The organism is Pseudomonas sp. MOIL14HWK12:I1 (assembly GCF_000510705.1).
In the GTDB taxonomy this organism is placed as follows: domain Bacteria; phylum Pseudomonadota; class Gammaproteobacteria; order Pseudomonadales; family Pseudomonadaceae; genus Chryseomonas; species Chryseomonas oryzihabitans.
The window spans coordinates 298,275-321,309 of sequence record NZ_KI783309.1; the positions used below are offsets into that span (position 1 = coordinate 298,275).

Sequence of the window (23,035 nt, forward strand, 5' to 3'; positions counted from 1 at the left end):
GATCAAATCCCCAACCGCGGGTCTACAATGGCAGGTCTTTTCCAGGAGTCATGCCGTGCTGACCCATCTCGATTCCCAAGGCCGTGCCAACATGGTCGATGTCACCGACAAGCAGGTGACCTTCCGTGAAGCCACCGCCGAAGCCCGGGTGCGCATGCGTCCGGAAACCCTCGATCTGATCCAGAGCGGTGGCCATCCCAAGGGCGATGTCTTCGCCGTGGCCCGTATCGCCGGCATCCAGGCGGCCAAGAAGACCGCCGACCTCATCCCGCTCTGCCATCCGCTGATGCTGACCGGCGTCAAGGTCCAACTGGCCGCCGAAGCGCCCGATGGGGTGCGGATCACCGCCACCTGCAAGCTGTCCGGCCAGACCGGGGTGGAAATGGAAGCCCTGACCGCCGCCAGCGTCGCGGCCCTAACTCTTTACGACATGTGCAAGGCGGTCGATCGGGGCATGACCATCGAGGCGGTGCGCCTGCTGGAAAAGAGTGGCGGCAAGAGCGGTCATTTCCGCGCCGAGGAGCAACCGGCATGATCCGCGTGCAATTCTTCGCCCGCTATCGCGAAATGCTGGGCCGCGCCGAGGACAGCCTGGCCTGGGCGCCTGAGCTGGCCACCGTTGGTGACCTGCGCGAGCACCTGGTCCAGCGCGGCGGCAGCTGGGCCGAGACCCTGGGTGAGCGGGGGCTGATGTGCGCGCGCAACGAAGAACTCTGTGGCCTGGCCGAGCCGCTGCGCGATGGCGACGAGGTCGCCTTCTTTCCCACCGTGACCGGAGGTTAGCCATGGCCATTCGTGTGCAGGCCGCGGCCTTCGATCCCGGCCAGGAACTCAATGCCCTGCATGCCGCCAACACCGGTATCGGTGCCGTGGTGGGTTTCGTGGGGTACGTGCGGGATTTCAACGACGGGCGCGACGTCGGCGGCCTGTTCCTCGAACACTTTCCCGGCATGACCGAAAAGGCCCTGGCGCGCATCGTCGAAGAGGCGAAACAGCGCTGGCCGCTGCTCGGGGTCGATATCCTGCATCGCGTCGGTCGCCTGGAACCGGGCGAGCCCATCGTCTTCGTCGGCACCGCCAGCGCCCATCGCCAGGCCGCCTTCGACGCCTGCAATTTCGTGATGGACTATCTCAAGACCCGCGCACCCTTCTGGAAGAAGGAAGATACGGCCGAAGGCCCGCGCTGGGTGGAGGGTCGCGCCAGCGACCAGGATGCCGCGGGGCGTTGGACGAAAGAGTGATGGGGTAGGGTGGAAAGCCGCGTAAGCGTTTTCCACCTGCTGCTTCAAGGCTGGCGGTGGATGAGGCTACGCCGTCATCCACCCTACGACAGGTGGCTTCCAGCGGCTGGCAATCACCGCGCGTGCGCAGCGCTAACACTTATCGCGGCCATGGGCCGCTCCTACAGAGGCGCGATACAGGTGTAGGAGCGGCCGCATCGGCGGACCGCCATGGCCACGGTAAGAGAGGTTCAGCAAGCGGTCGCGTTGGTAGGCCACTTAGAGTGGCGTTCCAACGCGTCTGCCTCAGCGCTGCCGCGGCACCGACTTGAGCAACTCGGCCGGGGGCATTTCGCAGGAGATCTTGCGACCCAGTAGGGTCTCGATGGGCGGCAGGGCGAAGGCGTCGTCCTCGCCGGCGAAGCTGATCGAGGTGCCGCTGGCGCCAGCCCGACCGGTACGGCCGATGCGGTGCACGTAGTCGTCCGGATCTTCCGGCAGGGTGAAGTTGATCACGTGGCTGATGCCGTCGACGTGAATGCCGCGACCGGCCACGTCGGTGGCCACCAGCACGCGGATCTTGCCGGCGCGGAAGCCTTCCAGGGTCTTGATGCGCTTGTGCTGGGGCACGTCGCCGGACATCTGGGCGGCGCTGATGCCGTCCTTGGTCAGGCGTTCCTCGATGCGGCGTACCTCGTCACGCCGGTTGGCGAACACCATCACCCGCTCCCAGTTGTTCTGGGCCACCAGGTTGTAGAGCAGCTTGTATTTGTCGCTGGAAGAGACCGCATAGACGTGCTGCTCGACGGTATCGCTGGCCACGTTTTCCGGCTCGATCTCGACGATGGCCGGATCGGTGGTCCACTGCCGCGCCAGGTTCATCACGTCGTCGGTGAAGGTGGCGGAGAACAGCAGGGTCTGGCGTTCGCTCTTGGGCGGCGTCTGGCGGATGATCTGGCGAACCTGGGGAATGAAGCCCATGTCCAGCATGCGATCGGCCTCGTCCAGCACCATCACCTCGACCATGTCCAGGTGCACCTCGCCGCGCTGGTTGAAGTCCAGCAGGCGGCCCGGGGTGGCGACCAGGATGTCGCAATAGCGCGCTTCGAGCTGCTTGAGCTGCTTGTCGAAGTCCATGCCGCCGACAAAGCTCATGACGTTGAGACCGGTGTACTTGGCCAGGTCCAGAGCGTCGTTGGCGATCTGCACCACCAGTTCACGGGTCGGCGCGATGATCAGTGCCCGCGGTTCGCCCATGTACCTTTCCTTGGGCGGCGGGGTGGTCAGCAACTGGGTGATCGTCGAGATCAGGAAGGCGGCGGTCTTGCCGGTACCGGTCTGGGCGCGACCGATGGCGTCCTTGCCCTTGAGGGTGAAGCCCAGCACCTGCGCCTGAATCGGCGTGCAGTAGGGAAAGCCGAGGTCATGGATGCCGTGCATCAGCCGCGGATCCAGCTTGAAGTCGTGGAAGCGGGTCTTGCCTTCCTGCGGCTCGACCACGAAGTCTTCCAGTTTCCAGGTGTCGACCGGCTTGGGCTTGCGCGGACTGCGTTCGCGACGCGGCTTGGCGGCTCTTTCCGCCTGCGCGCGGGGTTCCTGTTTTTCAGTCTGGGCGCGCGGCTCCTGGCTGCGCGATTCGCCTGAGTTGCGCGGTTTGCGCGGCGCCCGCTCGGCCTGGGGCTCGGGCGCGATGGGTGCAGAAGAGGAGGGGGCGGCAGGAGCGACGCTGGGGGTAGCTTGGGGCGCAGGGGAGGGAGTCGGCTGAGCGACCTCCTGATCCTTGCCCAGAAATTTTTTGAGTGCCTTGAGCACGGAGGGTCTCGATCATCGAAAGCGGAATGAGACCGCAGTGTAAAGCAACCTACGTGCCCGGCAACAACTACCTGCCGAACGCAAGCGCAATCCGCTCAGCCGCTGATCCGATTGCGCCCGGCATCCTTGGCCTGGTAGAGCGATTTGTCCGCACGCCCTACCAGTTCGTCCAGGGAGTCGGCCTTGCGCATCTGGGCCAGGCCGATGGACACGGTCACCCCCGGCAGCTTGCCGCAGGGCGAATAGAAGTCCTTGATCTCCGCCAGGCTCTGGCGCAGGCGCTCGGCGATGGCGATGGCTTCGTCGCGGTCGATCTCCGGCAGCAGGATGACGAACTCCTCGCCGCCATAGCGCGCCATGCTGTCCTTGGGTCTCAGCTGGTCGCGCAGGGTGTTGGCCACCAGGCACAGGGCGTAGTCGCCCGCCAGGTGCCCATGGGTGTCGTTGTAGCGCTTGAAGTGATCCACATCCAGCATCAGCAGGCTCAAGGGCTGCCGATTGAAGGCGCAACGGGTGCTCTCGCGCTCGAACAGCTGTTCGAGCCGCCGACGATTGAAGAGGCCGGTCAGGGTGTCGACATTGGCATTGCGTTCGGTATCGACGATGAGCTGGTTGCCACGGCGCATCCGCTCGCAGAGGATGCCGAGCAGGTTGTGCATGGCTTTGGAGGAGCGCTCGATCAGTTCCAGCACCAGATCGCGGTGCAGGCAGAGCACCTGGGTGTCGGCCTCGGCGATGACGTGGGCGCTGGGTCGCTCGCTGTCCATGAAGCTGATCTCGCCCGAGCATTCGCCCGGACCCAGCAGATAGATGGGCGGATTGTCCGGCGAGCCCAGGTGGACCCGCAGGCGACCCTCTAGGATCAGATACATGTACTGGTTGAGCATGGCGGGCGAGAGCAGGCACTCACCAGCGACCAGGCTGCGCGTGGCCGAGCGGGCGATCAGGGCTTCCAGCAGATAGGTCTCCACGCCCTTGAACAGGCGCAGGTCCTTCAGGGAATCGACCGGGACTTCGGCCAACCAGACCGACAAGGGGGCAGCCATCAAAGGATCACCCCGGGGACTGAAAGGAAAACTCGGGCCATAGCTGCTCCATGCACATCACGACCTTCAGGCACCCACACTGGACCGGATGGGTACCTCAAAGTTCGTTCGCTTTGCCCTTTCCAGGCCTCCCTTCGCGTCCAGATTCTGCAAATTGTCGACCGGTTTCCAAAAACGAAGCGGTCCGGCAATTCGCCCTTTATTTTCCGCCGAGACGTGCCAGCAGCCAGCCCTGGATGTCCTGGATCTCCGCGGGGATGACCTCGTGGCGCATGGGGTAGCTGTGCCAGAGCGCTTCCACGCCCGCGGCCACGAGTGCTTCGTAAGCGGCCCGCCCCAGGGCCAGGGGTACCACGTCGTCCTGCTCGCCGTGCAGGCACAGCACCGGGGTGGCCCCGCCCCGATTGACCTGGGCGTCCTCGAAGCTGGGCGCATAGGTCGACAGCGCCATGACGCCGCCCAGTGTCGGGCACGCGGTGTTGTAGGCGGTGTGCAGGACCACGGCGCCGCCCTGGGAAAAGCCGGCCAGCACGATGCGTTCGGCCGCAATGCCCTGGGCCTGCTGGGTCTCGATCAGTGCCCGTACCGTGGCGGCCGAGGCGTCCAGCTGGGCGCGGTCGATGGCCCGGGCCGGATTCATGGCCAGGATGTCGTACCAGGACGGCATGGCCCAGCCGCCATTGATGGTGACCGCCTGGGTGGGCGCCTGGGGCAGGACGAATCGGGTCGACGTCAGGCTGCGCTGCAACAATTCGGCAACGGGTTCGAAGTCATGCTGGGTTGCACCCAGGCCATGCAACCAAATGACGCAGCTATCGGCGGTTCCGCTGGGCGATTCCAGCACAAGAGGCGAATTTTCCAAGGCTTTGCTCCAGTTTGGTGCCACTAAAAATGGGTGTGGTAACAGATGGTGCACAAAATGCGTGTCGCATTTTCGTAATTCTGTTGTTCGGCTTTTTGCTCGAAGTCACGCGATTGCCGGGTTTGAGCGAAGTGAGCAGCTGTCGCATTCACTGGTCCGCAAATTGCCTCATCTAGGCTGCGGCCAGGTAGTGCACTAACAGGTAACACTGACTCACTGCTTCGTCACGCCTTCCAGCGCGTCTCCTCCATCCCTTGATAGAGGACGCCCAGGGATCGGGTGGGCGAGTTACACGGCAATCAGGCGAGAGACATCGTGCTGCCGTGCGACTGGAAACGTAATTCATAAACAAAGTGGAGCTTATCGATGAAGATGGTGAAGTCTACCCTGGCAATTCTGACCACCGCCGCTGCTCTGGGCCTGTCCGGCATGGCTCATGCGGGCGCTACTCTAGATGCAGTGAAGAACAAGGGTTTCGTGCAATGCGGCGTCAGCGATGGCCTGCCGGGTTTCTCCTTCACCGACTCCAAGGGTGAATACAAGGGTATCGACGTGGACGTCTGCCGCGCCGTCGCCGCCGCGGTGTTCGGCGATGCCTCCAAGGTGCGTTTCACCCCCCTTACCGCCAAGGAACGCTTCACCGCGCTGCAGTCCGGCGAGATCGACGTCCTGTCGCGCAATACCACCTGGACCAGCTCCCGCGATGGCGGCATGGGCCTGATGTTTACCGCCGTGACCTACTACGATGGCCAGGGCTTCCTGGTGAACAAGAAGCTGGGTGTGAAGAGCGCCAAGGAACTGGACGGTGCCACCGTGTGCATCCAGGCCGGTACCACCACCGAGCTGAACCTGGCTGACTACTTCCGCTCGAGCGGCATGAAGTTCACCCCCATCACCTACAGCACCTCCGACGAAAGCGCCAAATCCATGGAAGCCGGTCGTTGCGACGTGCTGACCTCCGACCAGTCGCAGCTGTACGCCCAGCGCATCAAGCTGGCCAAGCCCGACGACTACGTCGTATTGCCCGAGGTCATCTCCAAGGAGCCCCTGGCTCCCGCCGTCCGTCGTGGCGACGAAGACTGGTTCACCATCGTCAAGTGGGCTCAGTTCGCCATGGTCAGCGCCGAGGAAATGGGCCTGACCTCCGCCAACGTGGAAGCCCAGGCCAAGGATTCCAAGAATCCTGACGTGCGTCGTCTGCTGGGTACCGATGGCGAATTCGGCAAGGACCTGAAGCTGCCGAAGGACTGGGCGCTGAACATCGTCAAGCAGGTCGGCAACTACGGCGAAGTCTTCGAACGTAACGTCGGCATGGGTTCCGATCTGAAGATCAAGCGTGGTCTCAACGCCCTGTGGAACGCAGGCGGCCTGCAGTACTCCCCGCCGGTCCGTTGATCTCGGCGCCCTAGTCGCCGACACCTTCCGGATGTGCAGATTCTCGCCCTGCAGCGCTGTTCGCGCTGCGGGGCGAGGATTTAATGAGGCTTCCAGTAGATGCAAAACGTTAGCAAAACCTCGCCACCAGTCCGTGGGTCGCTACTGACCGACCCTCAGGTGCGTTCGTGGCTGTTCCAGGTCGTCGCCGTAGTCGCCGTCGTGGCCTTCGGCTGGTTCCTGTTCAACAACACCCAGACCAACCTGTCTCACCGGGGGATCACCTCGGGCTTCGGCTTCCTCAACAACTCCGCCGGCTTCGGCATTCCCCAGCACCTGGTTCCCTATACCGAGGGTGACACCTACGGCCGGGTATTCCTGGTCGGTCTGCTCAACACCCTGCTGGTCTCGGTGATCGGCATCGTGCTGGCGACAATCATCGGCTTCACCGTGGGCGTGGCGCGGTTGTCCAACAACTGGCTGCTGCGCAAGGTCGCCACGGTCTATATCGAGATCTTCCGCAACATTCCGCCGTTGCTGCTGATCTTCTTCGTCTACTTCGCCGTCCTCGCGCCGCTGCCTGGCCCGCGCCAGAGTCTGAGCCTGGGTGACGCCTTCTTCGTCAACAACCGCGGCCTGTACATGCCGGCCCCGAGCGCCGATGCGGGCTTCATTCCGGGCCTGATCGCCTTTCTGATCGCCGTCGTGGCGAGCGTCGTGGTGTTCCGTTGGGCCCGCAAGCGTCGGCACGCCACCGGTGAACGTTTCCCGGTGCTGTGGACGATCCTGGCGCTGCTGATCGGCATTCCGCTGCTGGCGACCCTGGTGTTCGGCAAGCCGTTCCACTGGGAGCTGCCGGAGCTGCAAGGCTTCAACCTGCGCGGTGGCTGGGTGATCATTCCGGAACTGGTCTCCCTGGCGCTGGCCCTATCGGTCTATACCGCGGCCTTCATCGGCGAGACGGTACGGGGCGGTATCCAGGCGGTCAGCCATGGTCAGACCGAGGCAGCCAGCTCCCTGGGCCTGCGTCCCGGGTTGACCTTGCGGCTGGTGATCATTCCCCAGGCGCTGCGGGTGATCATTCCCCCGCTGACCAACCAGTACCTGAACCTGATGAAGAACTCCTCCCTGGGCGCCGCGGTGGGCTATCCGGAGATGGTGGCGCTGTTCGCCGGCACCACGCTGAACCAGACCGGCCAGGCCATCGAGACCATGGCCATCACCATGAGCGTGTACCTGGCCATCAGCATCAGCATCAGCATCCTGATGAACTGGTACAACAAGCGCATCGCGCTGATCGAGCGTTAAGGAGCGCGTATGAGTAACCAGACCCATACCTTCAAACCGGACCTGCCGCCGCCACCCTCCAGCGTCGGTGCCCTGGCCTGGATTCGTGGCAATTTGTTTTCCAGCGTCGGCAATACCCTGCTGACCCTGCTCGGCCTCTACCTGGTCTGGCTGATCGTGCCGCCGGTGGTGAACTGGGCCTTCCTCAATGCCACCTGGAGTGGCACGACCCGGTCCGATTGCGCGCCGGGCGGTGCCTGCTGGGTGTTCATCAAGGAACGCATCGGCCAGTTCATGTACGGCTTCTACCCGGAAGACCAGCGCTGGCGGTTCGACCTGACCGTGGTGCTGGCCGTGGTCGGCGCCATTCCGCTGTTCCTCGACAGCTTCAAGCACAAGGCTCGCTACGGCCTGTCCCTGCTGGTGATCTACCCGCTGGTGGCCTTCTGGCTGCTGTACGGTGGTCTGGGCCTGCGAGTGGTCCCCACCAGCGAGTGGGGCGGCCTGATGCTGACCATCGTCATCGCGGCGGTGGGCATCGTCGGCGCGCTGCCGCTGGGCATCCTGCTGGCCCTCGGCCGCCGCTCGAAGCTGCCGGCGATCAAGGTCATCTCGGTGACCATGATCGAGTTCTGGCGGGGCATCCCGCTGATCACGGTGCTCTTCCTGTCGTCGGTGATGCTGCCGCTGTTCCTGCCCGAGGGCATGAACCTCGACAAGCTGCTGCGCGCCATCGTCATGGTGATCATCTTCGAGGCGGCCTACATCGCCGAAGTGGTCCGCGGTGGCATGCAGGCCATTCCCAAGGGCCAGTACGAGGCCGCTGCCGCCATGGGCCTGGGCTACTGGCGAACCATGGGCCTGGTGATCCTGCCGCAGGCGCTCAAGCTGGTGATCCCGGGCATCGTCAACACCTTCATCGCGCTGTTCAAGGATTCGAGCCTGGTGATCATCATCGGCCTGTTCGACCTGCTCAACAGCATCAAGCGCGCCACCTCGGATCCGGCCTGGCTGGGCATGTCCACCGAGGGCTATGTGTTCGCCGCGCTGATCTACTGGGTTTTCTGTTTCGCCATGTCCAGCTACTCCGCTCGCCTGGAGCGCAAGCTGAACACCGGCCACAAGCGTTAGGAGTCATCAGATGAACGTAAGCAACAAGCAGCAGGTCGACAGCAGCAAGGTCATGATCCAGCTCAAGGACGTGAACAAGTGGTACGGCCAGTTCCACGTGCTCAAGGACATCAACCTGACCGTGACCCAGGGCGAGCGCATCGTGCTGTGCGGGCCGTCCGGCTCGGGCAAGTCCACCACCATCCGTTGCATCAACCGGCTGGAAGAACACCAGAAGGGCCAGATCATCGTAGATGGCACCGAGCTGACCAACGATCTCAAGCAGATCGAGACCATTCGCAGCGAAGTGGGCATGGTGTTCCAGCACTTCAACCTCTTCCCGCACCTGACCGTGCTGCAGAACTGCACCCTGGCCCCCATGTGGGTGCGCAAGATGCCGAAGAAGCAGGCCGAAGAAATCGCCATGCACTACCTGCAGCGGGTGCGCATTCCCGAGCAGGCCAACAAATTTCCGGGCCAGCTGTCCGGCGGCCAGCAGCAGCGCGTGGCCATCGCCCGGGCGCTGTGCATGCAGCCGCGCATCATGCTGTTCGATGAGCCGACCTCGGCGCTCGACCCTGAGATGGTGAAGGAGGTGCTGGACACCATGATCGGTCTGGCCCAGGACGGTATGACCATGCTCTGCGTGACCCACGAGATGGGCTTCGCCCGCACCGTGGCCAACCGGGTGATCTTCATGGACAAGGGCGAAATCGTCGAACAGGCCGCTCCGGACCAGTTCTTCGACAACCCGCAGAACGAGCGTACCCGCCTGTTCCTCGGGCAGATCCTGCACTAAGCGCGGCCGGGGCGGCGACCTGTCCGCCCCGGTCGTCCTGCGAACCCAGTCACGGGCGTTCGGCGGGAAGGCGGGCAAAGGGCCGCAAGGCGCGGTATCCTCGACGTTTGGCGCCCGGTTTCCGGGGTCGGCGGTCAAGGTCCGCCTTGCCGTTCACCGGCTTCATTGTCGATTTCGTAGCGTATCGCCAGAACGGGCGGTGCGCTGGGCAGTCGAAGCCGTCATCATAGAGAGACGCCCGTGAACTCCATTTCCCATCCGCTCATGCTGACAAAAGCCAAGGCCTGGGGCGCCCATGCGGTGACCTCCAGTGGTGTGATCCTCGCGCTTCTGGCGCTGCTCGCTCTGGTCGACGGTCAACCCAAGGGTTGCCTGATGTGGCTGGGCATCGCCCTGCTCGTCGACGGTCTGGACGGCACCCTGGCGCGCAAGTTCGAAGTCAAGCGGGTATTGCCCCATTTCGACGGCTCGGCGCTGGACCTGGTGGTCGACTACCTGACCTATGTGTTCATTCCGGCCATCTTCATCTATCGCTTCGTGCCCTTGCCGCCGCATTTCGAACTGGTGGCGGTGGGCATCATCCTATTGTCGTCGCTGTTCTGTTTCTGCAATGTGAACATGAAGAGCGCCGACAACTATTTCGTCGGCTTTCCCGCGGCCTGGAACGTGGTGGCGCTGTATTTCTACGTACTGGACCTGGCGCCCTGGTTCAGCATGGCGGTGGTGCTGGTGCTGGCCGCCCTGACCCTGACCCGGGTCAAGTTCCTGCATCCCTTCCGCGTGCGCCAGCTGATGGCGGTGAACATCACCGTGACCTCCATCTGGCTGCTCAGCAGCGCCATGATGGTATTCGTGCATCCCGACAAGCCACTGTGGCTGATGGTCCTCTGGTTCGCCAGCGGCATCTATTTCGTTGGCGTGTGCGTCTGGCGTACCGCCCGGGAGTGGTTCGCCTGACGGTGAGCGATAACCCCCTGCCACCCGCGCGCACCTGGTATGTCTACTTGGTGCGTGCCGAGAATCAGGCGCTCTATTGCGGCATCAGCGATGATCCCGAGCGCCGTTTCGCCCAGCACCGCAGTGGCCGCGGTGCCCGCTTCTTCGCCTCCAGTCCGGCCCAGGCGCTGGTCTATGTGGAAGCTTGTGGCGACAAATCGACCGCCCTGCGTCGCGAAATCCAGATCAAGAAGCTGCCCAAAAAAGCCAAGGAATCCCTGGTGCTGGCCCGCGCCGGCCTGGCGTCCGCGGCCCCTTCAGGAGAGCTGTCATGTCCGAGCTGATTCTGCATCACTACTGGCAATCGCCCTTCGCCGAGAAGGCGCGCCTGCTGCTGGGCTTCAAGGGGCTGGCCTGGCGTTCGGTGATCATTCCGCGGATGCTGCCCAAGCCAGAGCTGGTGGCGCTCACGGGTGGCTATCGCAAGACGCCGGTATTGCAGGTGGGGGCAGATGTCTATTGCGACACGGCACTGATCGCCCGTCGCCTGGAGGCGGAAAAGGCCGTGCCGGCGCTGTTTCCGGAAGGCCAGGAAGCGGTGGTGGCCGCCTTTGCCGCCTGGGCGGACTCGGTGCTGTTCCAGCATGCCGTGGCGCTGATGTTCCAGCCGGAGATCATGGGCCCACGCCTGGCCAGCCTGCCGCCGGAGCAGGCCCAGGCTTTTCTGGACGACCGCAAGGCGCTGTTCAGCGGTGGCAGCCTGAGCCGGCTGAGTCCCGAGCAGGCCCGGCAACAGTTGCCGACCCTGCTGACCCGCCTGGAGACCCAGCTCCAGCGCAGCGCCGGCGAATTCCTGTTCGGCGCGCCCTCGGTGGCCGATATCGCCCTGGCGCACAACTTCTGGTTTCTCAAGAGCACGCCGCAACTGGCGCCCCTGGTCGACGAGCGCCCCGAGATCGCCGCCTGGTTCGCCCGGGTGCTGGGGTTCGGTCATGGTACCCATGAGGAACTCGGCGCCGCCGAGGCGCTGGAGATCGCCAGGGCGGCGGAGCCCCTGGCCTTGCCGCGCGACCAGGCCCTCGCCGTGGAAGGCTTCGCCTGGGGTGACCGGGTGAGTGTGGCGGCAACCGACTATGGGGTGGATCCGGTGGTGGGTGAACTGGTGCATGCCGACAGCGAAGCCCTGGTGATCCTTCGTCACGACGAGCACCTGGGGGCGATCCAGGTGCATTTCCCGCGCCTGAATTTCCGCGTCAGTGCAGCGGGCTAGGGATCACGGCAACGACAACGGCGCCCGAGGGCGCCGTTTTACATTGCAGGGCCGACCGCTCAGTCGGGGCGGCGCATGCGGAACAGCGCGGCCTCGGTGATCTCGAAATAGTCGGCCGGGCCACCGCCGCGGACGATGGGGCGAGCGGCCGCGGTCTGGTAGATGCCGTCCTTGAGCAGGCGCTTGTCGATGTGGGCGGCCACCACCTCGCCCAGCACCAGCCACTGATCCAGTTCGTCCCCGGCGGCGGTCTTGAGGCGGACGATCTGGCTCAGCCGGCACTCGAAGGCCACCTGGGCACGGGCGACACGCGGCACCTTGACCACCGTCGACGCGGCAGGCTCCAGGCCAGCCAGGGCGAATTCGTCCACCTCGGGTCCGACCATGGCGCTGCTGGTGTTCATTTCCTCGGCCAGTTCACGGGTGGCCAGGTTCCAGACGAATTCGCCGGTACGCTCGATGTTGGCCACGCTGTCCTTGTAGCCCTGGCTGGAAAAGCCGATCAGCGGCGGCTTGTAGTTGAAGGCATTGAAGAAGCTGTAGGGCGCGAGGTTCAGGATGCCGGTTTCGCTCTGGGAGGAGATCCAGCCGATGGGGCGCGGCGCGATGATGGCGTTGAAGGGATCGTGGGGCAGGCCGTGGCCCTGGCTGGGTTCGTAGAAGTGGTAATCGATGCTCATCGGGATTCCTTCAGGGGGTGAGTTCCAGGATCTCGGCCTGGATCTGGCCGGCGTCCAGGGTCAGGCGGCCGACGCTGATCGGCAGCCGAAAGCGCCGTGGGCCAGCGCTGCCGGGGTTTATGTAGAGTACGCCATCGCGCTCTTCGATCAGCGGCTTGTGCGAGTGCCCGCTGACTACCACCCGTACCTGGGCACCGGCGGCGGCCAGGTCGAGCTCGGGCAGGATGTGGAGCATATGGATGTCGATGCCGTCCAGGGTCAGGGTGACGCGCTCGGGGATGTCGTCGGCCCAGGGCACGTCGTCATTGTTGCCCCGGACCACCGCCAGCGGTGCCAGCTCGCGCAGGGCATCGAGGATCTCGGGTTTGCCGATGTCACCGGCGTGCAGGATGAAGTCGCTGCCGGCGAGGGCCTCCAGCGCCTCGGGCCGGAGCAGACCATGGGTATCGGCGATCAGGCCGACGCGATAGGGATTGGCCATGGCGACTCCTCAATTGGCCTGGACGATGTCCAGGGCCTCGGCGCGTCCCAGCGGCTGGCGCATACGCTGGGCCAGGATGGCGGTGGCGCGTTCCCGTTGGCAGGCCACCACGCCCACCACCCGATCCTCGGCCAGCAGCAGGGCGACAAAGGTCTGGTCGCCGAGGCTGCCGTCCAGATGCATGTCGTCCCAGTGGCGGGGATGGCCAAGGTATTCGTAACGCTTGCCGTGATGCAGAGTCCAGAAGAAGGGCACGTCCGCGTAGCGTTCGGCGTGGCCCAGCAGGTTGCGCGCCGCCAGACGGCCGTGTTGCTGGGCCAGGCGCCAGTGCTCGATGCGGGTCGGCTGACCGGCGAAGGGAAAGGTGGCCAGATCGCCGACAGCGTAGAGGCCCTCGGCGGCCCGGAGCTCGGCGTCCACCGGGACGCTGCCGTCATCCGCCAGGAGCAAATCGGTCAGGAAAGTGGTTGCCGGCGTGATGCCGGTACCCACCAGCACCAGGTCGGCGGGCAATTGGCTGCCGTCCTTGAGGCTGACCTGGCGGACGTGAGCGTCGCCGGTGAAGCCCACTACCTCGCTGGGGGCGTGGAAGGTCACGCCATTGGCCTCGTGCAGGGTCTTGAAGTGCTGGCCGAGGGTCTCGCCCATCTGCTTGACGAAGGGCAGGGAGGCGGGGGAGACCACGTCCACTGCCAGGCCTTGCTTGCGCAGGGCGGACGCGGCTTCCAGGCCGATGAAGCTGGCACCGACGATCACCGCGCGGCCCTCGGCGGGCAGATCGGCGAGGATCGCGGCCGCGTCGGCGCGGGTCCGCAGCAGGTGGATGCCCTCGAGCTGGGCGCCGGGAACGTCTAGCGGCTTGGGTTCGCCACCGGTGGCGAGCACGCAGCCGTCGTAGCTAAGGGTCTGGCCGTTGGCGAGTTCCAGCTGACGGGTCTGGGGATCCAGGCGGGTCACCTCGGCATGCAACCGTTCGATGCGCTGCTGGCGGAAGAACTCGGGCTCGCGCAGCGGCGGGGCTTCGTCGGGGGCCTTGTCGCCCTGGAGGACGAATTTGGACAGGGCCGTCCGGTCATAGGGCTCGCCCGGTTCGCGACCGATCAGCAACAGGCGTCCGCCATAGCCGAATTCGCGCAGGGCGGCGGCCGCGGCGGTACCTGCGGCGCCGGCGCCGACGATGACGAACAGGCGGTCGTCGGGCCGGGATTCCGCCGCCTGTGCGGGCAGGGGTTCGCAGCCGACCAGCACCTCGCCATCGCGCACCTCCACCGGATAGCGCTGCAGGGCGTCCAGCGCCGGCGGTTCGCACAGGCTGCCATCCTCGACCGCAAAGCTCGCCTTGTGCCAGGGACAGACCAGGCGCCCCTGGCAGACCGCGCCGTCGGCCAGCGGCGCGCCGGCGTGGGGGCACTTGGCCTGGAAGGCGCGGGCCTCGTCGCCGACGCGCAGCAGCAGGATCTCGGTGTCTTCGATCTTGACCGCGGTGCCACGGTCTTCGCGCAGGTCGGCGAGGCGCGCGACCGGATACATGGCTTTCATGGTGGACTCCGGCGCCGTCTGGGCGCTCTCTTGAATCAGGCTCAGCAGATTCGAGAGAGCGCAGCGGCGCCGGGTTCCGCTCAGGTGGCGGGCGGCAGCGGATGTCGGTGCGGAACGTCGGGTGCGTCCAGCGGATCGGCGTGGACCAAGACCTCGGCCTGGGGATATTCGGCGCGGATGGCGGCTTCCACCTCGTCGCACAGCACATGGGCGCGGGACAGGCTCATCTCGCCCGGCAGCTCCAGGTGCAGTTGCACGAACCAGTGATTGCCGGAGAGGCGGGTGCGCAGGTCATGGGCACCTTCCACGCCCGGCACTTGGCAGGCCAGCTGCAGCATGTGCTCGCTGATGTCGGCGGGCAGTTCCTGGTCCATCAGCACGCCAAAGGAGTCGCGGGCGATGCCGTAGGCGCTCCAGAGGATATAGAGGGCGATGGCCAGACCGAACAGCGGATCCAGCCAGTACCAGCCGAAGCCGGTCAGCGCCAGGGTGACCAGGATACCGACGTTGAGCAGCAGGTCGGAGCGGTAGTGCAGGGCGTCGGCGCGGACCACCGTGGAGTCGGTGAGGCGGATGACGTGCTGCTGGTAGGCCACCAGCACGGCGGTCAGGGCCAGGGAAAACAGGGTGACGGCGATGCCCAGGCCATGGGCGCCCAGGGGCTCGGGTTGCTGCAGGCGTCCGATCGCCTGCCAGGCGATGAGCACGGCGCTGACACCGATAAAGACCGCCTGGGCGATGCCGGCGAGGGACTCGGCCTTGCCATGGCCATAGCGATGGTCGTCGTCCGCCGGTTTAAGGGCATAGTGCACCGCCAGCAGGTTGAACACCGAGGCCAGGCCGTCGAGCAGCGAATCGGTCAGGCCGGCGAGCAGGCTGACCGAGCCGCTGAACCACCAGGCCACGGCCTTGGCCAGGATCAGCGTCGTCGCCACCGCCACCGAGGCGGCGGTGGCGCGACGCAGGAGCCGCTCGGTGCGGTGCGGGTCGCTCATCAGGCGCGCGGGGCGAGCCCCAGGCTGGCGAGCTGCTCGTTGCTGCCGCTGCGCTGCAGCAGGCGCGGATCGTCCAGCGGCAGGCTGTGGCCGGTGGCCTGCTGGATGATGGCCTTGAGGCGCGCGCGATCGACGCTGCCGTCCGGATTGACCGCCTTGTTCAGCTCGCCGGGATCGACCTCGGCGCGCTTGTTGTCGGGCAGGTAGATGGCGCCGGTGGCGAAGTCCACGCCAAAGGCGATCAGGCCGGGAATGATGTAGAACAGCAGGCCGATGGCATCGAGGGCGACGATGCCCGGATCGATCCGGCCACTGCCGGTGATCTGGCCGCGACGCTCAGGATAGAACAGCGAGCCGCAAGCGGTCAGCTGGGTGAACAGGGCGGCGGCGAGGACGCCACACACCGCGCGGGTACGCATCGACATAGACAACCTCCGGTTGGATGAGGCCGCCACTATAGCGGCCGGAATCACGGCGGGCGAGACGCTTTATACTGCCCGCCCCGTTGAGACCACCGGCCGTGCCCAATGACGCCCTTGCCCATCGATGTTGTCCTGCCCGAGCTGCGCCAGGCCCTTGCCCACCGCGACGACTGCGTGCTGGAAGCGCCGCCCGGGGCCGGCAAGACCACCCGGGTGCCCCTGGCGCTTTTGCAGGAGCCCTGGCTGGCCGGCCAGCGCATCCTGCTGCTGGAGCCGCGCCGGCTGGCGGCGCGCGCTGCCGCCGAGCGCCTGGCCGCGGAGCTGGGCGAAGGCGTCGGCGAGACCGTGGGCTATCGCATCCGCCTGGAGAGCCGGGTCGGGCCGCGCACCCGTATCGAGGTGGTCACCGAGGGCATCCTCACCCGCCGCCTGCAGGACGATCCCGCGCTGGACGGCGTCGGCCTGGTGATCTTCGACGAATTCCACGAACGCAGCCTGGACGCCGACCTGGCCCTGGCGCTGACCCTGAGCGGTCGCGAACTGCTGCGCGATACCCCGCTCAAGCTGCTGGTGATGTCGGCCACCCTGGAAGGCGAACGCCTCGCCGCGCTGCTCGGCGGCGCGCCGGTGGTGCGCAGCGAAGGACGGATGTTTCCGGTGACGACCCGCTGGAGCCGGCCGCTCGGCCAGGACGAGCGCCTGGAAGCGCGGGTGGCCGCCACGGTGCTCCAGGCGCTGGACGAGGAAGCCGGCAGCCTGCTGGTGTTCCTGCCCGGCCAGGCGGAGATCCGCCGCACCGCCGAGCGCCTGGCGGAGCAGCTGCCCGCCGGGGTATTGCTCTGTCCGCTGCATGGCGAGCTGGAACTGGCCGCCCAGCGTGCGGCCATCGAGCCGGCGCCGCCAGGTAGCCGCAAGGTGGTGCTGGCCACCAACATCGCCGAGACCAGTCTGACCATCGAAGGGGTACGGGTGGTGGTGGACGCGGGCCTGGCGCGAGTGCCGGCCTTCGATCCCGGCAGTGGCATGACCCGCCTGACCACCCGGCGCATTTCCCGCGCCTCGGCGACCCAGCGCCAGGGCCGCGCCGGCCGCCTGGAGCCGGGCGTCTGCTATCGACTCTGGTCGGAGGAGGGGCATCAGCAGTTGCCGGCCTATGACAGCGCCGAGATCCTCCAGGCCGATCTGGCCGGCCTGGCGCTGCAACTGGCGCGCTGGGGCATGAACGCCGAGGAGCTGGCCTGGCTCGATCCGCCACCCGCCGCCGCCCTGGCCCAGGCCCGCGATCTGCTGGTGCGCCTGGGTGCCCTGGACGACCAGGGCGTGCTCACCCCTCACGGCCAGGCCATGAGCGGCCTGCCGGCTCATCCGCGGCTGGCGCACCTGCTGTTGCGGGGGCAGGCCTGGGGCCTGGCCGAACGCGCCTGCGAGATCGCCGCGCTCTTGGGCGAGCGTGACCTGGCTCCAGGGCAGGGCGCCGATCTGCACACCCGCCTGCTGCTCCTGGGCGGTGAAGGCCGTGGTCCGCGCGGCGGCGTGGCGCGGATTCGGCAGCTGGTCCGCCAGTACCGCGGCCTGCTGCGTGGCCCGGCCGGGCAGCCGGTGGCCGATCCCGGGCACCCGCGCTGGACCGGGGCGCTGCTGGCCTGCGCCTATCCGGATCGCATCGCCCAGCAGCGCAAGGCCGGCGGCCAGGACTATCGACTGGCCAACGGCCGGGCCGCCAGCTTTGGCGAACCGGATGGGCTGATGAAATCGCCCTGGCTGGTGGTGGCCGATCTGGGCAGTCGCCAGGGCCAGCGCGAGGAGCGCATCTATCTGGCTGCCGAACTGGATCCGGCGCTGTTCGAGGGGCCGCTGGCCGAGCAGGTGGCAGGCCACGACGAACTGGACTGGGACGAGCGCGAGGGGGTGTTGCGCGCCGAACGCCAGCGACGGATCGGCCAGCTGGTGCTGAGCCGCGAACCCTTGAAGAATCTGGACACCGCCGCCCGCAGCCGGGCCCTGCTCGGACTGGTGCGGCGCAAGGGGCTGGAGCTGCTGCCCTGGACGCCAGAGCTGCGCCAGTGGCAGGCGCGGGTGGCGCTGCTGCGCCAACTGGATCTGCAGCAGCAGCCGACGAGCGACTGGCCGGACGTGAGCGACGCCGCCCTGCTGGCCAGCCTGGAAGTCTGGCTGCTGCCCTATCTGGATCGCGTCAGCCGCCTGGCCCACTTCGCCACCCTGGACCTGGCCGCCATGCTCCAGGGCCTGCTGCCCTGGCCGCTGCCCCGTCAGCTCGACGAGCTGGCCCCGCGAGGTCTGGCCGTGCCCTCGGGTTCCACGATCCGCCTGGACTACAGCGAGCAGCCGCCGGTGCTGGCGGTGCGGCTGCAGGAGCTGTTCGGCCTGGCCGACACTCCGCGCCTCGCCGGTGGCCGTCTGGCGGTCAAGCTACACCTGCTCTCGCCCGCGCGGCGACCGGTGCAGGTCACCCAGGACCTGGCCAGCTTCTGGGCCAATACCTACGCCGAGGTGAAGAAGGATCTCAAGGGCCGCTATCCCAAGCACTACTGGCCGGACGATCCCCTGATCGCCGAACCCACGGCCCGAGCCAAGCCGCGGGGGACCTGAGCACGGGGCGTCGATGCCGAGAGGATTAGGCAAGACACCCAGACGATCCGGCAGTGGGGGCGCCAGACACCAGCGCTAGCATGGCCGCTTCCAACGATGGGAGTGGACCATGAACGAGCACAAGACCCTTTTCATCACCGGCGTGAGCAGCGGCCTGGGCAATGCCCTGGCACGGGAAGCCCTCGCGGCCGGCCACCGTGTCATCGGCACGCTGCGCCGGGAAGCCGATCTGGAGGCCTTCGCGGCCTTGTCGGACCGGGCCCATGGCGTGCTGCTGGATGTCACGGACCATGCGCGCCTGGCGACAGTGGTGGCCGAGGTTCAGGCAGCCCACGGTCCGGTGGATGTCCTGGTGAACAACGCCGGCTACGGCCATGAGGGCATTCTCGAAGAATCGCCGCTGGAAGAGCTGCGCCAGCAATTCGAGGTCAATGTCTTCGCGGCGGTCGCCATGACCAAGGCCTTCCTGCCGTCCTTCCGCGAGCGGCGCCGCGGTCATATCATCAACATCACCTCGATGGGTGGCACCATCACCCTGCCGGGTATCTCCTACTATTGCGGCAGCAAGTTCGCCCTCGAAGGTATCTCGGCGGCCCTGGGCCAGGAGTTGGCACCCTTCGGCGTCTGGGTCACCGCCGTGGCCCCCGGCTCCTTTCGCACCGACTGGGCGGGTCGCTCGATGCGTCGCAGCGCACGCGGCATCGCCGACTACGACGAGCAGTTCACGCCGATCCGGGCGGCGCGGGAGGCCAAGAGCGGCAAGCAGCTGGGCGATCCACGCAAGGCGGCCCAGGCGCTGCTGCAGCTCATCGCCCTGCCGGCGCCGCCAACGCACTTGCTGCTGGGGAGCGATGCCTTGCACCTGGTTCGCGAACGCCTGGCCACGGCCAGCCGGGAAATCGACCGCTGGGAAGCCCTGACCCTTTCCACCGATGGCTGAAGCGGAGGTCCCATGAATCCGAGCGATCCCCTTGCCAGCCGGCTGGTGGCGCTGCTGGGCAGGCTGGCGCCGCAGGAAGGCTACAACCTCAGCCCTCTGGAGGATGTGCGCTTCCTGCGCTCGGATCGCCCGCTGACCGGCGTACCCGTGCTCTATGATCCCGGGGTCGTCATTGTCTGCCAGGGCGGCAAGCGTGGCTACTTCGGTGACCGCGTCTATCAGTACGATGCCCAGCACTACCTGGTGGTCTCCGTGCCCGTGCCCTTCACCATGGAGACCGATGCCAGTCCGGAGGCACCGCTGCTGGCCATCTATCTACGGTTGGATTTTCGGCTGCTCGGCGACCTGGTGCTGCAGCTAGACAGCGAACTCGGGCCGGCGCTGGAGGCGCCCCGCGGGCTCTATGCCTCGCCGATCGATGAGCCGCTGCGCGCCTCGACGCTGCGCTTTCTGGAGGTCCTGAGCGTGCCGACCGATGCCCGGCTGCTGGGGCCGGCGCTGCTGCGTGAGCTCTACTATCGGATCCTCACCGGCGCCCAGGGTGGTTCGTTGCGCGCGGCCCTGGATCGCCAGGGGCGTTTCGGCCGTATCGCCCGGTCGTTGCGCACCCTGCACGCCCGCTATGCCGAGCGGCTGGACGTCGCCGCGCTGGCGCAGGAAGCGCGCATGAGTCAGCCCAGCTTCCACCGGCACTTCCGCGACATTACCGGCACCACGCCCATGCAGTATCTGAAGTCGACCCGTCTGCACCAGGCGCGGCTGTTGATGCTGCGCGACGCCCTCCCGGCGGCGAACGCGGCCTTTGCCGTAGGCTACGAGAGCGCCTCCCAGTTCAGCCGCGAATTCAAGCGGCTGTTCGGCCGGACCCCGCTGGCGGAGATCGACTGGATGAAGGCCACCTATGCGCTGCCGGCACCGCCGGCGACGGCGGTCTATGTCGCTTCCCACTAGGGCTGTCCGTCCGAAAAGTCCGGGCGACGCCGCTGCGCCGGAACCAAGCGGCGGCCGCCCCCGGTCTGAATGCATACGGGCACTGCCTGCCCGCCCAACCGGAGCGACCCCCATGGCCGACAAGACCCTGCACGACCTTTCCAAAGCGATGCGCGATCTGGATTTCTGCATGCTGACCACCGGTACCGGGCGCCTGACCAGCCGGCCGATGAGCAACAACGGCGACGTCGAATACGACGGGGACTCCTGGTTCTATGCCTACGAGGACTCGGCCAAGATCCGGGACATCGAGCAGGATCCGGCGGTGGGACTGAGCTTCAGCGAAGGCAAGAGCCTGCTCGGCAAGCCCGGCATCTTCATCGGCATCGAAGGGCACGCCGAGCTTATCCGCGACAAGGCGCAATTCGAGGCGCACTGGACCAAGAGTCTGGACCGCTGGTTTCCCCAGGGCACCGACACGCCCGGCATGATCCTCATCAAGGTGCATGCCGAGCGCATCCGTTACTGGGATGGCGAGGAAGAGGGCGAGCTGCGCCCCTAGGCTTTGTCTGAAAGGTGCCTGCACTCGGTCATGCTGAGTTAAAAATCTGCTGGAATGCCAGCCCAGTCGGAATGCTCATTTACCATTCGTAAACTCGAGCGCGAGTCCGATCCGCTTCCTCACAGATTTTTGCCTTGCCTGATCTTCGTTCGACGACCTTTCAAACAAGCCTAAAAGCAGGTCGCGAAGGTCTCCACGACCTCCAGTCCTTCGTCGACGATGCAGCCCTGGCGCCACTTGTCGAAGGTCAGGCAGGGGTGGGAGGTGCCCAGGGCGATGAGGTCGCCGATGGCCAGCGCGGTCCCCGGGGCGACGACCATGAAGGCGTGCTGGTCCATGATGGCCGTGACCGTGCAGCCGCTGACATCGATGGCTTCAGCTGGGGTCTGGCCGGGCCGGTAGCGGCGCAGCGGCAGCGGCAGGCCGGCATCGTGGGCGATGTCGCGCTTGCCCAGGGCCAGGATGGCGAAACCGGGTTCGGGCAGGGATTGCACGTGAGCCCAGACCTCCAGCGCCGGTTGCAGGCCCTCGTTCAGACCGGTGCGGGCCAGGACGCCACGCTGGGCCTCGCGATAGATCCCGTGGTCATGGACCACATAGCTGCCGGGCCGCATGACTGCGAGAAAGCGCTCGCGCACTTCCAGCTGGTCGAAGGCGGCGGCGATCAGGTCATACCAGGCCGAACCCGAGGCGGTGACGATGGGTCGGTCGAGGGCGAAGGCGCCCTGGCCGCGCAGTTCCTCCGCCAAGCGCACCAGGGAATCGGCGAAGGCGCGGATGTCGGTGGCCGCCTCGGCGCCGTGGATCACCCCCTCGTAACCTTCGATGCCGGTCAGGCGTAGCGCCGGTTGCCCGGCGATGGCCCGGGCCAGTTCTCGTACCTCGGCTTCGCTGCGGCAACCACAACGGCCGCCCGGTACGCCGTACTCGATCATCACCTGCAGCGCCAGCCCCCGTGCGCCAAAGAAGGCGCCCAGGGCGGTCACCTGGTCGGGATGATCCACCAGGCAATGGAAGTCGAAGTCCGGATCGGCGGCGAGCAACTCGGCGATCAGCGCCATGTTCGGTGCGCCCACCAGCTGGTTGGCCATCAGCACCCGGCGCACGCCGTGGGCCTGGGCGGCGCGGGTCTGCACCGCGGTGGCCAGGGTCATGCCCCAGGCACCCGCGGCCAGCTGCCGCTGGAACAGCGCCGGCGCCATGCTGGTCTTGCCATGGGGCGCGAGTTCGGCGCCGCGGTCGCTGGCGAAGGCCTGCATCCAGGCGATGTTGTGGTCGAGCGCAGCCTGGTGGATGACCAGGGCGGGCAGGGGCACGTCGCTGAGCAGGCTGGCGCCAGGCGTGGCGGCGCCTTTCTCGGGAGCTTTGAGGATGGTCATGGATTCTCCTGGCCGCCCAGGCGCTGGGACAGGCGGCGGGCGCTGTCGACCAGCACCTGGCGGTACTCGGCATGGTGGGCCTGGGCGTCGGCGCGGGGCGCTACTATGCACAGGGTGGCGATGCTCAGGCCGCTGGCGTCCTGCACCGGGGCGGCGAAGCAGTGGGTGTAGGTGTCGGCGATGCTGTCGAAGGAAAAGAAGCCTTCGGCGCAGGCGCTGCGGATCTCGGCGATAAAGGTCGCCGGGGGCAGGCGGCTGCCGTCGGGCAGGATGAAGTCGTCCGGATCGATCAGGGCGAGGATCTCGGCATCGCTCAGATGACCGAGCAGCAGTCGCCCGGACGCGGTCCAGGGAATGGGCGCGTCTTCGCCGACATTGGACGAGATGCGAAAGGCGCGGGCGCCTTCCTTCATCAGCGAGACGGTGTACTTGCGGCCGTTGAGCTGGCACAGCTGGGCGGTCTCGCGGGTCTGGGCGACGATGTCGTCCAGCAGCAGTTTGGCCTCGCGGGCCAGGTCGAAGTGGCGCAGGTGCGCCTGGCCGAGAAAGTACAGCTCGCGGCCCAGGTAGACCTGACCGTCGCGGCCCACGGCATCGAGCATGTGCCGCTCCAGCAGCAGGCCGACCAGGTCGTAGACGGTGGACTTGGGAATGCCCAGGCCCGCGGCGATCTCGTTGGGGCGCAGCGGCCGACCCACCCGCTTGAGGTGATCGAGGATGTCGAAGGCGCGGTCCAGGCCGCGGGCTCGTTGGCGGGTAGGTTCGGTCATCTGGGCGGTTT

Annotated in this window: 24 protein-coding genes; 14 read left to right on the forward strand and 10 right to left on the reverse strand. The window is 66.5% G+C overall.

The features are described 5' to 3' along the window. The first annotated feature begins 55 nt into the window (after positions 1-55). The 3 genes from moaC to moaE are packed head-to-tail and all read left to right on the forward strand — an operon-like array spanning position 56 to position 1,241. The gene (gene moaC / locus PSEK12I1_RS0122465) at positions 56-535 is read left to right on the forward strand and encodes a cyclic pyranopterin monophosphate synthase MoaC (RefSeq protein ID WP_027598486.1); all 480 of its coding nucleotides are present in this window, start codon (positions 56-58) and stop codon (positions 533-535) included. Further along, positions 532-783 (forward strand): MoaD/ThiS family protein, encoded by a 252-nt coding sequence (locus tag PSEK12I1_RS0122470; RefSeq protein ID WP_007161878.1) that lies wholly within the window; start codon positions 532-534, stop codon positions 781-783. The genes moaC and PSEK12I1_RS0122470 overlap by 4 nt, the downstream gene beginning before the upstream one ends. Before the next feature lie 2 nt (positions 784-785). After that, complete coding sequence (moaE, locus tag PSEK12I1_RS0122475) at positions 786-1,241, forward strand: molybdopterin synthase catalytic subunit MoaE (protein ID WP_027602992.1); 456 nt, start codon at positions 786-788, stop codon at positions 1,239-1,241. Between the two features lie 285 nt (positions 1,242-1,526). Here the strand turns inward: moaE and rhlB are convergent, their stop codons facing one another. The 3 genes from rhlB to PSEK12I1_RS0122490 all read right to left on the reverse strand — a co-directional run bounded on the left by rhlB (position 1,527) and on the right by PSEK12I1_RS0122490 (position 4,922). Next, positions 1,527-3,032, reverse strand: coding sequence for an ATP-dependent RNA helicase RhlB (gene rhlB, locus PSEK12I1_RS0122480; protein ID WP_027602993.1), 1,506 nt, complete (start codon positions 3,030-3,032; stop codon positions 1,527-1,529). 95 nt (positions 3,033-3,127) lie between these two features. Beyond that, a complete protein-coding gene (locus PSEK12I1_RS0122485) occupies positions 3,128-4,078 on the reverse strand; it encodes a GGDEF domain-containing protein (RefSeq protein ID WP_037007313.1) in 951 nt (316 codons plus the stop codon). A gap of 199 nt (positions 4,079-4,277) precedes the next feature. Beyond that, complete coding sequence (locus PSEK12I1_RS0122490; protein ID WP_027598491.1) at positions 4,278-4,922, reverse strand: alpha/beta hydrolase; 645 nt, start codon at positions 4,920-4,922, stop codon at positions 4,278-4,280. A 384-nt stretch (positions 4,923-5,306) separates the two neighbouring features. On the opposite strand from PSEK12I1_RS0122490, the gene PSEK12I1_RS0122495 reads away from it, so the two are divergent. From PSEK12I1_RS0122495 to PSEK12I1_RS0122525, 7 genes are all read left to right on the forward strand, one after another. Continuing rightward, positions 5,307-6,335 (forward strand): amino acid ABC transporter substrate-binding protein, encoded by a 1,029-nt coding sequence (locus PSEK12I1_RS0122495; protein WP_027602995.1) that lies wholly within the window; start codon positions 5,307-5,309, stop codon positions 6,333-6,335. Between the two features lie 99 nt (positions 6,336-6,434). Then, on the forward strand, positions 6,435-7,622 hold the full coding sequence (locus tag PSEK12I1_RS0122500; protein ID WP_027598493.1) for an amino acid ABC transporter permease: 1,188 nt from the start codon (positions 6,435-6,437) through the stop codon (positions 7,620-7,622). A gap of 9 nt (positions 7,623-7,631) precedes the next feature. Then, positions 7,632-8,732: an amino acid ABC transporter permease gene (locus PSEK12I1_RS0122505; RefSeq protein ID WP_027602996.1), complete on the forward strand. Its 1,101-nt coding sequence runs from the start codon at positions 7,632-7,634 to the stop codon at positions 8,730-8,732. A gap of 10 nt (positions 8,733-8,742) precedes the next feature. Then, on the forward strand, positions 8,743-9,510 hold the full coding sequence (locus PSEK12I1_RS0122510) for an amino acid ABC transporter ATP-binding protein (protein ID WP_027598495.1): 768 nt from the start codon (positions 8,743-8,745) through the stop codon (positions 9,508-9,510). A gap of 264 nt (positions 9,511-9,774) precedes the next feature. Next, positions 9,775-10,467, forward strand: a complete 693-nt coding sequence (pcsA, locus tag PSEK12I1_RS0122515) for a phosphatidylcholine synthase (RefSeq protein WP_085982652.1) — start codon at positions 9,775-9,777, stop codon at positions 10,465-10,467. A 2-nt stretch (positions 10,468-10,469) separates the two neighbouring features. Then, positions 10,470-10,790 (forward strand): GIY-YIG nuclease family protein, encoded by a 321-nt coding sequence (locus PSEK12I1_RS0122520; RefSeq protein ID WP_027602997.1) that lies wholly within the window; start codon positions 10,470-10,472, stop codon positions 10,788-10,790. Next, positions 10,778-11,716 carry a glutathione S-transferase family protein gene (locus PSEK12I1_RS0122525; RefSeq protein WP_027602998.1) on the forward strand — a complete coding sequence of 313 codons (939 nt, stop codon included), beginning with the start codon at positions 10,778-10,780 and terminating at the stop codon, positions 11,714-11,716. The genes PSEK12I1_RS0122520 and PSEK12I1_RS0122525 overlap by 13 nt, the downstream gene beginning before the upstream one ends. A gap of 59 nt (positions 11,717-11,775) precedes the next feature. Here PSEK12I1_RS0122525 and PSEK12I1_RS0122530 read toward each other — a convergent pair whose 3' ends face one another. The 5 genes from PSEK12I1_RS0122530 to PSEK12I1_RS0122550 all read right to left on the reverse strand — a co-directional run bounded on the left by PSEK12I1_RS0122530 (position 11,776) and on the right by PSEK12I1_RS0122550 (position 15,836). Further along, complete coding sequence (locus tag PSEK12I1_RS0122530; protein WP_027602999.1) at positions 11,776-12,396, reverse strand: flavin reductase family protein; 621 nt, start codon at positions 12,394-12,396, stop codon at positions 11,776-11,778. A 10-nt stretch (positions 12,397-12,406) separates the two neighbouring features. After that, complete coding sequence (locus PSEK12I1_RS0122535; protein WP_027598499.1) at positions 12,407-12,877, reverse strand: metallophosphoesterase family protein; 471 nt, start codon at positions 12,875-12,877, stop codon at positions 12,407-12,409. 9 nt (positions 12,878-12,886) lie between these two features. Further along, the gene (locus PSEK12I1_RS0122540; protein WP_027603000.1) at positions 12,887-14,416 is read right to left on the reverse strand and encodes an apoptosis inducing factor family protein; all 1,530 of its coding nucleotides are present in this window, start codon (positions 14,414-14,416) and stop codon (positions 12,887-12,889) included. An 80-nt stretch (positions 14,417-14,496) separates the two neighbouring features. Further along, positions 14,497-15,411 (reverse strand): cation diffusion facilitator family transporter, encoded by a 915-nt coding sequence (locus PSEK12I1_RS0122545; RefSeq protein WP_027603001.1) that lies wholly within the window; start codon positions 15,409-15,411, stop codon positions 14,497-14,499. Continuing rightward, entirely contained in the window at positions 15,411-15,836 is a 426-nt protein-coding gene (locus tag PSEK12I1_RS0122550; protein WP_027598502.1) for a hypothetical protein, read from the reverse strand. The genes PSEK12I1_RS0122545 and PSEK12I1_RS0122550 overlap by 1 nt, the downstream gene beginning before the upstream one ends. 102 nt (positions 15,837-15,938) lie before the next feature. Between PSEK12I1_RS0122550 and hrpB the strand changes: the two genes are divergently transcribed. From hrpB to PSEK12I1_RS0122570, 4 genes are all read left to right on the forward strand, one after another. Next, a complete protein-coding gene (hrpB, locus tag PSEK12I1_RS0122555) occupies positions 15,939-18,443 on the forward strand; it encodes an ATP-dependent helicase HrpB (protein WP_027603002.1) in 2,505 nt (834 codons plus the stop codon). 109 nt (positions 18,444-18,552) lie between these two features. Further along, a complete protein-coding gene (locus PSEK12I1_RS0122560) occupies positions 18,553-19,383 on the forward strand; it encodes an oxidoreductase (RefSeq protein ID WP_027603003.1) in 831 nt (276 codons plus the stop codon). A 12-nt stretch (positions 19,384-19,395) separates the two neighbouring features. Next, positions 19,396-20,334 (forward strand): AraC family transcriptional regulator, encoded by a 939-nt coding sequence (locus PSEK12I1_RS0122565; protein WP_027603004.1) that lies wholly within the window; start codon positions 19,396-19,398, stop codon positions 20,332-20,334. 112 nt (positions 20,335-20,446) lie between these two features. Continuing rightward, positions 20,447-20,875 (forward strand): pyridoxamine 5'-phosphate oxidase family protein, encoded by a 429-nt coding sequence (locus PSEK12I1_RS0122570; RefSeq protein ID WP_027598506.1) that lies wholly within the window; start codon positions 20,447-20,449, stop codon positions 20,873-20,875. 170 nt (positions 20,876-21,045) lie between these two features. Here the strand turns inward: PSEK12I1_RS0122570 and PSEK12I1_RS0122575 are convergent, their stop codons facing one another. Both PSEK12I1_RS0122575 and PSEK12I1_RS0122580 read right to left on the reverse strand, forming a co-directional pair. After that, on the reverse strand, positions 21,046-22,254 hold the full coding sequence (locus PSEK12I1_RS0122575; protein ID WP_027603005.1) for an amino acid deaminase: 1,209 nt from the start codon (positions 22,252-22,254) through the stop codon (positions 21,046-21,048). Continuing rightward, on the reverse strand, positions 22,251-23,024 hold the full coding sequence (locus tag PSEK12I1_RS0122580; RefSeq protein WP_027603006.1) for an IclR family transcriptional regulator: 774 nt from the start codon (positions 23,022-23,024) through the stop codon (positions 22,251-22,253). Before PSEK12I1_RS0122580 ends, PSEK12I1_RS0122575 begins: the two co-directional genes overlap by 4 nt. Positions 23,025-23,035: the final 11 nt, after the last annotated feature.

Bases quoted from the DNA above. Each gene is read 5' to 3' on its own strand.
- PSEK12I1_RS0122470 (WP_007161878.1), top strand. From the start codon at position 532: ATGATCCGCGTGCAATTCTTCGCCCGCTATCGCGAAATGCTGGGCCGC.
- moaE (WP_027602992.1), top strand. From the start codon at position 786: ATGGCCATTCGTGTGCAGGCCGCGGCCTTCGATCCCGGCCAGGAACTC.
- PSEK12I1_RS0122485 (WP_037007313.1), bottom strand. From the start codon at position 4,078: ATGGCTGCCCCCTTGTCGGTCTGGTTGGCCGAAGTCCCGGTCGATTCC.
- PSEK12I1_RS0122495 (WP_027602995.1), top strand. From the start codon at position 5,307: ATGAAGATGGTGAAGTCTACCCTGGCAATTCTGACCACCGCCGCTGCT.
- PSEK12I1_RS0122500 (WP_027598493.1), top strand. From the start codon at position 6,435: ATGCAAAACGTTAGCAAAACCTCGCCACCAGTCCGTGGGTCGCTACTG.
- PSEK12I1_RS0122505 (WP_027602996.1), top strand. From the start codon at position 7,632: ATGAGTAACCAGACCCATACCTTCAAACCGGACCTGCCGCCGCCACCC.
- PSEK12I1_RS0122510 (WP_027598495.1), top strand. From the start codon at position 8,743: ATGAACGTAAGCAACAAGCAGCAGGTCGACAGCAGCAAGGTCATGATC.
- pcsA (WP_085982652.1), top strand. From the start codon at position 9,775: ATGCTGACAAAAGCCAAGGCCTGGGGCGCCCATGCGGTGACCTCCAGT.
- PSEK12I1_RS0122525 (WP_027602998.1), top strand. From the start codon at position 10,778: ATGTCCGAGCTGATTCTGCATCACTACTGGCAATCGCCCTTCGCCGAG.
- PSEK12I1_RS0122530 (WP_027602999.1), bottom strand. From the start codon at position 12,396: ATGAGCATCGATTACCACTTCTACGAACCCAGCCAGGGCCACGGCCTG.
- PSEK12I1_RS0122535 (WP_027598499.1), bottom strand. From the start codon at position 12,877: ATGGCCAATCCCTATCGCGTCGGCCTGATCGCCGATACCCATGGTCTG.
- PSEK12I1_RS0122540 (WP_027603000.1), bottom strand. From the start codon at position 14,416: ATGAAAGCCATGTATCCGGTCGCGCGCCTCGCCGACCTGCGCGAAGAC.
- PSEK12I1_RS0122545 (WP_027603001.1), bottom strand. From the start codon at position 15,411: ATGAGCGACCCGCACCGCACCGAGCGGCTCCTGCGTCGCGCCACCGCC.
- PSEK12I1_RS0122550 (WP_027598502.1), bottom strand. From the start codon at position 15,836: ATGTCGATGCGTACCCGCGCGGTGTGTGGCGTCCTCGCCGCCGCCCTG.
- hrpB (WP_027603002.1), top strand. From the start codon at position 15,939: ATGACGCCCTTGCCCATCGATGTTGTCCTGCCCGAGCTGCGCCAGGCC.
- PSEK12I1_RS0122560 (WP_027603003.1), top strand. From the start codon at position 18,553: ATGAACGAGCACAAGACCCTTTTCATCACCGGCGTGAGCAGCGGCCTG.
- PSEK12I1_RS0122565 (WP_027603004.1), top strand. From the start codon at position 19,396: ATGAATCCGAGCGATCCCCTTGCCAGCCGGCTGGTGGCGCTGCTGGGC.
- PSEK12I1_RS0122570 (WP_027598506.1), top strand. From the start codon at position 20,447: ATGGCCGACAAGACCCTGCACGACCTTTCCAAAGCGATGCGCGATCTG.
- PSEK12I1_RS0122575 (WP_027603005.1), bottom strand. From the start codon at position 22,254: ATGACCATCCTCAAAGCTCCCGAGAAAGGCGCCGCCACGCCTGGCGCC.
- PSEK12I1_RS0122580 (WP_027603006.1), bottom strand. From the start codon at position 23,024: ATGACCGAACCTACCCGCCAACGAGCCCGCGGCCTGGACCGCGCCTTC.